This window comes from Streptomyces sp. NPDC001339 (genome assembly GCF_042895955.1).
GTDB lineage: Bacteria > Actinomycetota > Actinomycetes > Streptomycetales > Streptomycetaceae > Streptomyces.
In genome coordinates this window covers 270509-282450 of the sequence record NZ_JBIAWT010000010.1, presented here as the reverse complement: position 1 = coordinate 282450, position 11942 = coordinate 270509, and the positions used below count along the sequence as shown (strand labels likewise).

11 protein-coding genes are annotated in these 11942 nt (G+C 73.3%); 3 read left to right on the top strand and 8 right to left on the bottom strand.

What is annotated here, in order from left to right; genetic code table 11:
* The first annotated feature begins 103 nt into the window (after nt 1-103).
* Nucleotides 104-1216: a lactonase family protein gene (locus tag ACFY12_RS28040; RefSeq protein ID WP_390718689.1), complete on the top strand. Its 1113-nt coding sequence runs from the start codon at nt 104-106 to the stop codon at nt 1214-1216.
* 230 nt (nt 1217-1446) lie between these two features.
* On the opposite strand, the gene ACFY12_RS28035 is transcribed toward ACFY12_RS28040, so the two are convergent.
* The 6 genes from ACFY12_RS28035 to ACFY12_RS28010 all read right to left on the bottom strand — a co-directional run bounded on the left by ACFY12_RS28035 (nt 1447) and on the right by ACFY12_RS28010 (nt 7673).
* Nucleotides 1447-2403 carry a sirohydrochlorin chelatase gene (locus tag ACFY12_RS28035; RefSeq protein ID WP_390718688.1) on the bottom strand — a complete coding sequence of 319 codons (957 nt, stop codon included), beginning with the start codon at nt 2401-2403 and terminating at the stop codon, nt 1447-1449.
* Nucleotides 2404-2498: 95 nt separating this feature from the next.
* Entirely contained in the window at nt 2499-3524 is a 1026-nt protein-coding gene (locus ACFY12_RS28030; RefSeq protein WP_390718687.1) for an N-acetylglucosamine kinase, read from the bottom strand.
* Entirely contained in the window at nt 3517-4491 is a 975-nt protein-coding gene (locus ACFY12_RS28025; protein WP_390718686.1) for a phospholipid scramblase-related protein, read from the bottom strand. The genes ACFY12_RS28030 and ACFY12_RS28025 overlap by 8 nt, the downstream gene beginning before the upstream one ends.
* 23 nt (nt 4492-4514) lie before the next feature.
* On the bottom strand, nt 4515-5192 hold the full coding sequence (locus tag ACFY12_RS28020) for a uracil-DNA glycosylase (protein ID WP_390718685.1): 678 nt from the start codon (nt 5190-5192) through the stop codon (nt 4515-4517).
* Nucleotides 5193-5356: 164 nt separating this feature from the next.
* Nucleotides 5357-6442: a WD40/YVTN/BNR-like repeat-containing protein gene (locus ACFY12_RS28015; protein ID WP_390718684.1), complete on the bottom strand. Its 1086-nt coding sequence runs from the start codon at nt 6440-6442 to the stop codon at nt 5357-5359.
* 127 nt (nt 6443-6569) lie between these two features.
* Nucleotides 6570-7673, bottom strand: a complete 1104-nt coding sequence (locus ACFY12_RS28010) for an NADH:flavin oxidoreductase/NADH oxidase (protein ID WP_390718683.1) — start codon at nt 7671-7673, stop codon at nt 6570-6572.
* A gap of 208 nt (nt 7674-7881) precedes the next feature.
* Between ACFY12_RS28010 and ACFY12_RS28005 the strand changes: the two genes are divergently transcribed.
* Nucleotides 7882-8253: an ArsR/SmtB family transcription factor gene (locus ACFY12_RS28005; protein ID WP_390718682.1), complete on the top strand. Its 372-nt coding sequence runs from the start codon at nt 7882-7884 to the stop codon at nt 8251-8253.
* Nucleotides 8254-8453: 200 nt separating this feature from the next.
* Here ACFY12_RS28005 and ACFY12_RS28000 read toward each other — a convergent pair whose 3' ends face one another.
* On the bottom strand, nt 8454-9836 hold the full coding sequence (locus ACFY12_RS28000) for an FAD-dependent oxidoreductase (RefSeq protein ID WP_390718681.1): 1383 nt from the start codon (nt 9834-9836) through the stop codon (nt 8454-8456).
* Nucleotides 9837-9987: 151 nt separating this feature from the next.
* Here ACFY12_RS28000 and ACFY12_RS27995 point away from each other — a divergent pair, with 151 nt between their 5' ends.
* On the top strand, nt 9988-11067 hold the full coding sequence (locus ACFY12_RS27995; RefSeq protein ID WP_390718680.1) for a DUF6214 family protein: 1080 nt from the start codon (nt 9988-9990) through the stop codon (nt 11065-11067).
* Between the two features lie 62 nt (nt 11068-11129).
* On the opposite strand, the gene ACFY12_RS27990 is transcribed toward ACFY12_RS27995, so the two are convergent.
* Nucleotides 11130-11735 (bottom strand): TetR/AcrR family transcriptional regulator, encoded by a 606-nt coding sequence (locus ACFY12_RS27990; RefSeq protein ID WP_390718679.1) that lies wholly within the window; start codon nt 11733-11735, stop codon nt 11130-11132.
* Nucleotides 11736-11942: the final 207 nt, after the last annotated feature.

Below are 11942 nucleotides of genomic sequence, written 5' to 3'. Positions count from 1 at the left end.
CGGGCCCGCCTCCAGGGGCAGGCGTCGTCTCAGGGGGTGGGCAGCGCTTCACGGGGGCGTGCGGCACTTCATGGGGCGGGCAGGCGGACGAAGGGCGGAACCAGTGGGGACGCACAAGGCGCACAAGGCGCGCAGGACGTGCAAGGCGGATAACAGGGGTCGGCGGGCGTACATCGGATCGTTCACCGCGGCCGGCGGGCCCGGCATCACCACCGCGGCCGTCGACCCGGCGTCCGGAGCGCTCACCCCGCTGTACGTCACCGACGCCGTCCCGAACCCCTCCTACCTCGCCCCGAGCCCCGACGGCCGGTACCTCTACGCGGTCAGCGAGACGCCCGACGGCGCCGCGGCCGCTTTCGCCCTCACACCCGGGGGCCCCGCACTGCTCGCTCCCGCCGTCCCTGTGAACGGCGCCGACCCCACCCATCTCGCCCTGGCCGCCGGCCACCTCGTCACCGCCAACTACGGCTCGGGAAGCGTCAGCGCGCTCCCCGTACGGGCCGACGGCTCCCTCGGCGGGCCCGCGCGGGTGCTCGCCCACCAGGGCAGCGGACCGCGGACGGACCGTCAGGAGGGCCCGCACGCGCACGCCGTGCTGCCGGCCCCCGGAGGCCGCTGGCTGCTCAGCGCCGACTTGGGCACGGACTCGGTCCGCGTCTGCGTCCTCGGTGCAGCCGAGGGTGCCGAGGGGACACCTGCCGTGCACGACGAGGTGCGGCTGCGTCCCGGCAGCGGGCCGCGCCACCTCGCCTTCCATCCGCGCGGCGGCCACGTCTATGCCATCCATGAACTCGAACCGACGGTGACGGTCTGCCGCTGGGACGGCGAAGGGGGCGTGCTGACACCTCTGGGGGAGACCCGGCTCCTCCCGGACGGGGGCGGTGGCGGTGGCGGGAGGCGGTGCGGGGGTACCTTCCCCTCCGCGCTGGTCCTCTCCCCGGACGGCGGGTTCGCCTGGGCCGCCAACCGGGGCCACGACAGCCTCTCCGTCCTCCGCCTCGACGCCTCCGGCGACGCCGCCACCCTCGTCACCACGGTGCCGTGCGGCGGCCGGTGGCCCCGTGATCTGGCGCTGCACCCCGACGGCCGGCACCTCTATGCCGCCAACGAGCGCTCCGGCGACGTCACCTGGTTCACCGTCGACCCGGATACCGGTGTACCGGCCCGGGGCGGCTCCATCGAGGTCCCGGCCGCTTCCTGTGTCGTCTTCGTCTGATTCGGCCCGTTTCTGATCCGGCCCGTGTCTGATCCGATCCGTGTCTGATCCGGCCGTCGCCACCGCACGCACGCACGCGCACACACACATCGCACGCACAGAGCCGCCCCCGCGCGGTGCGAGGACGGCCCCTCTGTGCTGCTGTGTGGAGTGCTTCCGTGCTGTGCGGAGTGCTTCCGACGGACGGCGGAACGGCGACAGGGCCTAGCGGCAGGGCCTGGTGACAGGCCCTAACGGACCGGTACCCCCTGCGCCTGGGTGGGCAGGGTGATGCCGACCGCCGCCGCGTAGTTCGACAGCACCAGGCGGCCCACCGCGCCGTACGCGCCCAGCGGCTCGGCCGAAGCACAGCCCGCCTCCGCCGCGGCCGCCCCCACCAGGCCGTCGGCGATCTCCGGGCCGATCAGGTACGGGGCCAGTGCCAGCTGCTGCGAACCGGACCCGCGCAGCTGCTCGGCCGTGCGGGCGATGGCGCCCTCCTCGTCCAGCGCCGCGGCCAGGACCGGCACCGCGAGGCGCGCCGCGAGCAGCATCCCGGTGATCCCGGCTGCCTGGACGGCCTCTTCACCGCCCACGGTGGCCAGGATGATGCCGTCCGCGGCCGTCGCGACCGTGAACAGCCGGGCGCGGTCGGCGCGCGCCAGACCCGCCTCCGAGAGCCGGACGTGCAGCGCCTCGGCGAGCAGCGGGTGCGGGCCCAGGACATCGGTCAGCTCGGCGCCGGAGCCGCTGTTCATGATGGCCTGGCGTATCCGGCGCAGCAGGGCACTGTCCGGCCCGGCCAGCAGCGGTACGACGACCGTGGCGGGGCCGAGGTCGGCGCGGCTGTCGGCGCCCGCCCGGGCCTTCTGCTCGGCGGCGGCATGCGCCAGCACGGCCTCCAGCGACGGGAACGCGTCATCGCCGCCGTCGACATAGCCGATCCGGGCGTCCAGCCCCGGAAGTTCGGAGCGGGCGATGCTGGAGACCTCCTCCGCCAGGCTGCGCGCGGCGGAGTTCGGGGTGCCGGGCACGGCCAGCACCAGGGCGGGTGCGCCCTCGGGTGCGGCGAGCGGCTCCGGCTTGCGGTGGCGGCCGGACTGCCGCGCGCGCGGTGTTCGTACGGGCAGTCCGGGTGCGCCTCCAGGGCTCGGGGATGCTGCGTCGAAATGGTGCGAGCCAGGTGCGGGCCCAGTGGGGGAACTCATGGCGCCGCATGCTAACGCCTCACACCGCACCCGCGCGGAGGGAGGGTTGGGAGCCGAGGTTTCCGTCCCGATTTATCCCGCGCAGCATGGGGGCGTCAGCCCGGCGCAGGGCGTGTGATCTGCAACAACTTCGAATCCGGGGGGAGCAGCAGACGGTCCCCGGCGAGCGCCGCGGCGATGGCCAGCGCCCCGTCGAGCGGGCTGCCCGCGGCGGCCGCGGGGCGGGCTCGCGGGAGTCGTTCGGCGAGCGCCGTACGCAGCGGGGCGAGCAGCGGTTCGCCGATGCGGAACAGCCCGCCGGTGTACGCCACCGTGCGCCCGGCGCCCGGCGGGCAGACCGCGGCCGCGGCATCGGCGAGATGCCCGGCGGCGGCGCGCAGGATACGGAGGGATACCGCGTCGTCCTCGGTGGCGCAGCGGGCGACCTCCGGGGCGAACGAGGCCAGCACGGCGGGCCGGTCGGTACGCGGATACAGCACGCCGGGCAGTCCGGCGGCCGGGCCGAACACCGCTTCGGCGCGCGCCAGCAGAGCGGCCGAACCGCCGCTCCGGCCGTCGTACGCGCGCATCGCCGCCTCCAGGCCCGCGCGGCCGATCCAGGCGCCGCCACCGGAGTCGCCCAGCAGATGGCCCCAGCCGTCCGCGCGGCGCCAGCCGCCCGCCACCGTCAGATCGGTGCCCAGCGCGATCATGCCGGTGCCCGCGGCCACCACGGCACCGGGCCGCTGGCCCAGCGCCCCGGCGTAGGCGGTCACCGCGTCCGCCGCGAGGGCGAGCCGGGTCACCCCGAACGCGCCGGCCAGCGCCGCGGGCAGTCGGGTGCGCAGATCGTCGCCCAGGGAGGCCATACCGGTGGCACCCACGCACACCGCCACATACCGGTCCGCGCCCACCTCGCTTGCCAGCTTCTCCGCGGCGGGCAGGAGTTGGGACAGCAGGTGCGTCGCGTCGATACCCGCCGGACCTGTGCGCACCGGCTCGTCCGAGGTGAACGACACCAGTGGAAGCGGCCCGGTGTCGCCGTCGGCGCGCGCCACGGCGATCCGCAGCCCCGAGCCGCCGGAGTCGACCCCGAGGACGTGACCGCGGACCGCGCCGCGGCCGGCCGGCCGCTCACCCAAGGCCGCGGGCGTCCTGCTTGAGGGCGGTGTCGACGGTCAGGGCCGTGGCGACGACCAGGCTCAGCAACGGGTCGGGCAGCTGGTGGTGGATCTGCAGGACGTAGTTGTCCGCGGTGGTGAACATCGTCTTGGCCAGGCCCTCCCAGGTCTTGGTGATCCGGGCGACCTCGGTGTCGGCGTGGTCCACGATCGCGAAGTTCCAGGCACGCCAGTTCTCGGCCTTGATGGCGCCGATCTGACGGCCGCCGACCATCATCGCGAAGTTGATCTTGCCGATGGCGTTCTGCTGCACGATCTCGCCCATCGGCGAGCCGTCCGGGCGCTCCACGATCACCTTGGACTTGAGGATCTTCGCCGGCCGGGTCAGCACCAGCTGCGGCTGGCCGTACGCGTCCCGGATCTCCAGCTTGTGGGTCATGTACTGATCGAGGCTGGAGACGACCCGCAGCACCTTCTTGGCCGTGCTCTGGCCGACCTGGACGACCGAGCCGAGGGTGTTGCCGTGCTGGTCGAACACACCGTATTCGTTGGTGACCTCGATCAGCTTGGCCTTCTGGTTGACCACCAGCACCGGCTCGGTGAAGAGGGTGCCGCCGCCGGGCGCGCCGGGCGCCACCCCGGCTTGCTGCTGTACCTGGTGCTGCACGGCGCCCGGATGCGCGCTCGGCTGCCCCGGCATCGGTTGTCCCGGCATCGGCTGCTGTCCGTACGGCTGCTGCGTCGGCCGGCCGGGCGCTGACTGGCCGGGCGCCTGCTGGGGGAGGCCGGGCCCCTGCTGCCCGTACGGTGCGCCGCCCGGCTGCTGACCCTGCTGCTGGCCGGGATACGGGGCCGGGTCCGGCGCCGACGCCGGCTGCTGTCCCGGGTGGGTGTGCTCCGTCCACAGGGACCCGTCCCACCAGCGCAGTTGGTGGGGGGTGCCCTGCGGGTCCGCGTACCAACCCGCAGGGATGTTCGCATTCGTCATGCCGGGCACACTATCGCCCAGTGTCAGGGCAGCCTCCAGTCGACGGGCTGTGCGCCCTGCCGGACCAGCAGGTCGTTCACCCGGCTGAAGGGCCGTGAACCGAAGAAGCCCCGGTCGGCGGACATGGGGGAGGGGTGCGCGGACTCCACCGCCGGCAGATCGCCCAGCAGCGGCCGAAGATTGCGTGCGTCGCGGCCCCACAGCACCGACACCAGCGGACGCCCGCGCGCCACCAGAGCCCGGATGGCCTGCTCGGTGACCTCCTCCCAGCCCTTGCCGCGGTGTGCGGCCGGCTTGCGGGGCGCGGTCGTCAGCGCTCTGTTCAGCAGCAGGACGCCCTGCTGTGTCCACGGGGTCAGATCGCCGTTCGAGGGTCGGGGCAGTCCGAGGTCGGAGTGCAGCTCGCGGAAGATGTTCTCCAGGCTCCCGGGCAGCGGACGGACGTCCGGCGCCACGGAGAAGCTGAGCCCGACCGCATGCCCCGGTGTGGGGTAGGGGTCCTGTCCGACGATGAGCACCCGCACCTCGTCGAAGGGTTGTTGGAAGGCGCGTAGCACATTGGTACCCGCCGGCAGATAGGTGCGCCCCGCGGCGATCTCCGCCCGCAGGAAGTCGCCCATCGCGGCGATCCGGTCGGCTACGGGCTCAAGTGCCTTGGCCCAGCCTGGTTCGACAATGTCTTGGAGAGGTCGTGCAGCCACGGGATCACCCTACTGGCCGAGGGCGGTTACCCCGGAATCGATGGCCTGCGCCCGCACCCGCGACCCACCGGAACCGGCCACCCCCGCCCCTCCGCCCGGCTCCCCGGCGCACACTGGCCCAGGGCGCCACCTACGCCAGGGCGCCACCTACGCCAGGGCGTTGCCTATGCCACAGCGGCGGCCCGTACGCACAGGACGTCCGGCAGATGCGCGGCCAGTTGGCGCCAGCTGTCGCCGTCGTCCGCGCTGGCGTACACCTCGCCGTTGCGGTTGCCGAAGTACACGCCGGTCGGATCGGCGCCGTCGACGCACAGGGCGTCTCTGAGCACCGTGCCGTAATGGTCCTCCGTCGGCAGTCCGGCGCTCAGGGCCTCCCAGCCGCGGCCGGCGTCGGCCGTGCGGTAGACCCGGCAGCGGTGGCCGGCGGGCACCCGGTCGATGTCCGCGGTGATCGGGAAGACATAGGCGACACCGCCCCGGTGCGGGTGCGCGGCGACGGCGAACCCGAAGTCCGAAGGCAGCCCGCCGCCGATCTCCTGCCAGGTCGCGCCCGTGTCATCGCTGCGGTAGACGCCCCAGTGGTTCTGCAGATACAGCCGGTCGCGGTCCACGGGGTCCTGCGCGATCTTGTGGACGCACTGGCCGAACTCCGGGTGCTGGTCGGGGAGGAAGACCGCCTTGACGCCGGTGTTCGACGGCGCCCAGGTCGTACCGCCGTCGAGGGTGCGGAACACACCGGCCGCGGAGACCGCGACCGTGACCGCGTCGGCGTCCCGCGGGTCGGTGACCACCGTGTGGACGGCCAGCCCGCCGCCGCCGGGCACCCACTTCTCGTGGCTGGGGTGGTCCCACAGCGCCCGTACGAGATCGTAGGTCTCGCCGCCGTCCTCGGAACGGAACAGTCCGCCGGGCTCGGTGCCCGCGTAGACCACGCCCGGTGCGGCCGGACCGGCCGGGTGCAGCTGCCAGACCCGCTCCAGTGAAGTCCCGGTGTCCGGCGGGTACTTGACGGCGGGGCGGGCCGGCTCCTGCCAGGTTTCCCCCAGGTCGTCCGAGTGGAACACCGACGGGCCCCAGTGGGAGCTGTCCGCGCCGGCCAGCAGCCGGGGCGTCGCGCGGCGGGTGTCGATCCCGAGCGAGTACACCGCCTGCGCGGGGAAGTGCGGACCGCTCAATTCCCAGTCGCCGCGCCGTCGGCGACCGATGAAGAGCCCTTTGCGGGTACCCACCGCGAGTAGTACGTCGGTCATGGCCGGACACCTCCGGGACGCCGTTGTCTCAGAACACGGGCCAGTTTGCACCCGGCCACTGACAACGGCGCCCCGGAGCGCATTTGCGCAGGTCGGACGGCGGGTGGCGAGCCGCCGTCCGGTCGGCTCAGACGGCCAGGTGGTACGGATACGGCACCCGGATCTCCGCACCGAGCTCCCGCGCCGCCTGCTGCGCGAAGCTGGGGGAGCGCAGCAGCTCCCGGCCGATCAGTACGGCGTCGGCCTGCCCCGCCGCGATGATCTTCTCGGCCTGCCGGGCCTCGGTGATCAGCCCGACGGCGCCCACCGCGAGACCGGCCTCCTTCTTGACCCGCTCGGCGAACGGCACCTGGTACCCCGGGCCGGTGGCGATCTCCGCGTCCGGTGCGTTGCCGCCCGTGGAGGTGTCCAGCAGGTCGATGCCGTGCTTCTTCAGGTCGCGGGCGAAGCGCACGGTGTCGTCGGCCGTCCAGCCCTCGCGGTCATCGCTCGCGTCCTCGGTGAGCCAGTCGGTCGCCGAGATCCGGAAGAAGACCGGCAGCTCGTCGGGCCAGACCTCGCGCACCGCATCTACGACCGCCAGCGGGAAGCGCGTCCGGTTCTCGTACGAGCCGCCGTACGCATCGGTGCGCCGGTTGGTGAACGGCGAGAGGAACTCATTGATCAGGTAACCGTGGGCGCCGTGGATCTCGACCACCTCGAAGCCCGCCGCCAGCGCCCGGCGCGCGGCCGCCGCGAACCCCGCCACGATCTCCTCTATCTGTGCCACGGACAGTTCGGCGGGGGTGGCGGACCCCTCGTCGAACGCCACCGGGCTCGGGCCGACCGGCTCCCAGCCGTGCCGCTGTCCGGGGAGGATCGGGCCGCCGCGGTTCACCCAGGTGCGCTCGGTCGACGCCTTGCGGCCGGCGTGCGCGAGCTGGATGCCCGGAACCGTCCCCTGGGCCTTGAGGAAGCCGGTGATCCGGCGGAACGCCTCGGTCTGGGTGTCGTTCCACAGGCCGAGGTCGTACGGGGTGATCCGGCCCTCGGGGCTCACCGCGGTGGCCTCCGCGAGGATCAGGCCCGTCCCGCCCGCCGCGCGTGCGGCCAGGTGCTGGAAGTGCCAGTCGCCGGGCGCCCCCGTCTCCGGCCCCTCGGGAGCCGCGGAGTACTGGCACATGGGCGCCATCCAGAGGCGGTTCGGGACGGTCAGCGAGCGAAGGGTGATGGGCTCGAAGAGTGCGCTCACGGCAGGCTCCTGCTCCTGTGCTCAGGCGGAAACGGGCTCCGGTTCGGACCCGCGTTCATACGATAGGCATCGTAATACGGTGGGTGTCAAACTACGAAGGTCCTCGTACAATGGATCCGTGGGCGGGGCGCCGCATCCGCCACCCCGCGCCGGATCGCCGGAGACCGCACCGCAGACACCCAGCCGGCAGACCGAGTCAGGAGCCGCCATGCCGAACGACAAGACGTCCACCCGCGGCCCTTCGGGATCCCGGCCGCTGGAGCACCCGGCGTGCGAGGACATCCGGCTGGCGGACGTCCTGCACGCCCTCGCCGATCCCATGCGGCTGCGCGTCGTCCGCACCCTCGCCGCCGCCGAGGGCGAGCTGAACTGCGCGGACATCGAACTCCCGGTCAGCAAGTCGACCTGTACCCACCATTTCCGGGTGCTGCGCGAGCACGGTGTGATCCAGCAGCTCTACCGGGGCACCGCCAAGATGAACCGGCTGCGCACGGCCGACCTGGAGAAGCTCTTCCCCGGCCTGATCGACGGCGTCCTCCGGGCGGCGGATCTTCAGGCCCGCCGCCTTGGGGAGGAGTAGCCCGGCGCCGGCGGCCTGGGAAGGCGGACGTGCCGACGGTCTTGGTTAAGGCCGACGTGCCTGCGGCCTCGGGAAGGCGGACGTGCCTGCGGCCTGGGGAAAGGTGGACGTTAGGGGCTGTCGCCCGCTCCCCTGGGCGTCACGTCATGGGGAGCGGCGCCCGTCCCTCCGCTCGCCCGCCGCCCTTCGTCCCGGCCGTGTCAGCAGACGACCTCCACCGTCCGCGCCGCCTCCAACAGGCCCGCCCAGTCAGGGAGTTTGACGGTGCCGCGCCCCAGTCCGCGGCCCCACTTCGCCTCCGCGGCCTCGATGGCCAGCCAGCCCGGCCAGGCCACCGGCCGCTGCCCCGCCCGGGTCAGCTCGGTCACCGGGTCCCCGGCCGGCTTCCGCGTCCGCTCCCCGAGCGCCGCGGCGTCCGCCAGCAGCGATCGCGCGGTCTCCTTCGCGCACGGCCGGTTGGTGCCGATCACGCCCGTCGGGCCCCGCTTGATCCAGCCCGCCACATACACCCCGGGGAGCGGAGCCCCGTCGCGCAGCACCCGCCCCGCGTCGTGCGGCACCGTACCGGTGGCCTCGTCGAATGGCAGCCCCGGCAGCGGCGTCCCCCGGTAGCCGACCGAGCGCAGCACCAACTGCCCCTCGATCTCCTCGAATTCACCGGTACCCGTGACCCCGCCCCGCCCGTCGGGTGCGGTCCGCTCGAACCGGACCGCCCGCACCCCGGTGGCGGCGTCCCCGAGCAGTTCCACGGGCCGGAGGAAGAACCGCAGATGGATCCGGTGCCGGCGGAGCTCCTTCGGAGGGGCCGCATCCGCCGTCCCCTCCGCCCAGCCGCGCAGCACCTCGACATTCCGCCGCGCCACCGCGGGCAGCCTGCCGGGATCCCGGTACGCCGGGTCCCGCTCCAGCTCCTCCGGCCGGAGCACCACCTCCGCACCCGGAAGCGAACCCAGCTCCCGCAGTTCCTTGGTGGTGAACTTCGCCTGGGACGGCCCGCGTCGGCCGACCATCCAGACATCCTCGACCCGGCTGTCCGCCAGCGCTCCCAGCGCGCCCTGCGGCATATCGGTGGCGGCGAGCTCGGCGGCGTCACGGGAGAGCATCCGCGCCACGTCCACCGCGACATTCCCCACGCCGATCACGATCGCGGACCGCGCCGTCAGGGGAAAGCGCCGCGTGGCCGCATCGGGATGCGCGCTGTACCAGGCGACGAACTCGGTCGCCGAATGGCTGCCGGACAGCTCCTCACCGGGGACGCCCAGGTGCTGGTCGGTGTCGGCGCCCACGCAGAACACCACCGCGTCGAAGATCTCCCGCAGCTGATCGAGGCCCAGCCCCGCCGCCCCCACCTCGACGTTCCCCAGGAAGTGCACTCCGGGGTGCTCCAGCACCGTACGCAGATTGTTCTGCAGCGACTTGATCTTCTCGTGGTCCGGTGCGACGCCGTAGCGCACGAGTCCGTACGGGCAGGGCAGCCGGTCCAGGACGTACACCTCGATATCCGGTACGTCCTGCTGCTCGATCAGGGACTGGGCGGTATAGACCCCGCTGGGTCCGGAACCGATCACTGCGATACGAAGCACGGGTGGCCCCTTCCGCGGATACCCCCAGGATCGCACCGGTGGGCGCACGACGGGAGACGCGCTATCCGGGAGATGCGCTATCGGGGTTGCTCCCGATGGGATGAGCGTGCCGCGCTGTTGGGCCGGGTGAGGTGGAGGTTAGGTTTTCAATGTGTCGGAAAGTGACTTTTATACCGTTAATCACGGATATGAAGCTCAGGGCGCGCCACGGGAGTGGCCCACGTGGGAACTGACGGCGCACGGCTCGGCCGCGCCCGCCCCCCGGCCCACCGCCCCGGACGAGGCGACCGCGTCCGACGGTCGCGGATGCCCGGCGCCCCAGCTCGACCCACTGGGCTCCTGGTGCAGCGCACGGCTGACCTTCGCCGACGGTGCCCTGATCGAAGTCCTTGTGACGGTTTCCGACGACCACATCACCGTGGAGGACGTACGGGCCGACCCGCCGCTGAGGCTCGACGGCCTCGCCGACCTGGCCCGCTGGATCGAGGGCCCACTGGACGACGCCTTCCGGACGGTCACCGGGCGCCCTCGTAGGAGCCGGCCCGCTCCTCCTCGCGGGCCGGGCCCGGCCGCCGCGTCACCGGAACGGGCCGGCGGGCCGATGGCGGCGGCCGGGACGGGATGCGAGGCCGGGGCGGGGCGCGAGGCCGGGATGGTCCACGGGACGGCGCGTGAGGCGGCGACCGAGGCGACGACCGGCCCGGCGCGTGGGCCGACGACCGCCGGCTCGGCACATGGACCGGTGGACGGCATGACACCCGAGGCGGCCGAGGAACCGCGCGCGGCGCCGGGAACGGAGCCCCCGCGGGAGCCGATGCCGGAACCGGCACCATCGGAGGAGGCGGCACCGGCGGGCGACACACCGGCGCAGACGGAGACGGAGACGGAGGCGGGGGCAGGGGAGGAGGCGGGAGCGGACTCGGCCCCGGCGACGAGCGAGGCGACGGCGGCGCGGGGGGCGGCGACGGGGCGGGAGGGTGCGCGGGACGCGGCGGGGGAGGGCGTGGCGGAGCGGGCGGAGGAGCGCGCCCGCTCCGCCCTGCTCGCCCGGTCGCGGGTCGCCGAGCGCCGTAAGCTCGCCGCGGAGGTGTACCGCCGGGCCCAACGGGAGGGGCGTGATCCGGTACTGGCGGTGATGCTCGCCACCGGGCGCAACCGCCGAAGATCGCTGCGTCTGATCGCCGGCGCCCGCGACGACGGCCTCCTGACGCCGCGTCACAACAAACGCTGACCGGCGTGCTCCGGGGCTCCGGCCCGCACACGGGTCCGCCCCACGGCGCACCCATGGCCGGCTCAGTCCGCCGGCGGCATCCCCAACTCCCAGTCCAGGCCGTACCGTTGGAACAACTCGGCACGCAGCCGGATCCGCGGCATCGCCGCCCCCGGAAGCAGCATCGGCACCACCGAACCCATCAGCAGCGCCCGCAACAGCGGGTAGTCGGAGTCCGGGTCCGGCGATCCGTACGCCACGACCGTCTCCCGCAGCAACTGCGCCAGCCGCTGTTGCTCGGGGCACTGGATGAACCCCTCGGCCGTCAGGATGCCCGCCATATGTGTACGCATCAGCAACGGGCGGTCATGCGCCAGCCCCAGGACCGCGTCGATGGCCCGCGCCATCAGCTCCCGCCCCGCCGACGGTCCGGCCGGCCGTGGGTCGCGCTCCAGTGCCGCCTGCAGGGTCAGGTGCATCAGCCGGTGCACGGCGGACTGCAGCAGCTGCCGCTTACCGGGGAAGTAATACGAGATCAGCCCCCGTGCCGCGCCGGCCCTTTGGGCGATGTCTCCCAGCGTCGTCGCCTCGTAGCCGTGCTCCCCTACCAGATCAACCGTCGCTTGCAACAGCCGCTCGCGGGAGCGCCGCCGCAATTCTTCATTGACCGATGCGCTGCGGGGGGACATCCTGTAACTCCTGCGTTGACTGGCTGCGAGCCAATATACTCAGCATGACTCCGGATGGTCGCCCTCGGTCGCCATCCGGTCAAGCTGCCCGATTCGGGCGACGCGGGGGATCGCCCGAGTCGGGCTGAGATGGGGCCGGGGTCGGCCCCATGATCAGCGACTTGCCTGGTCATGGGGTCAACCCCGGTTCACGTCAGGGTGCAGGTT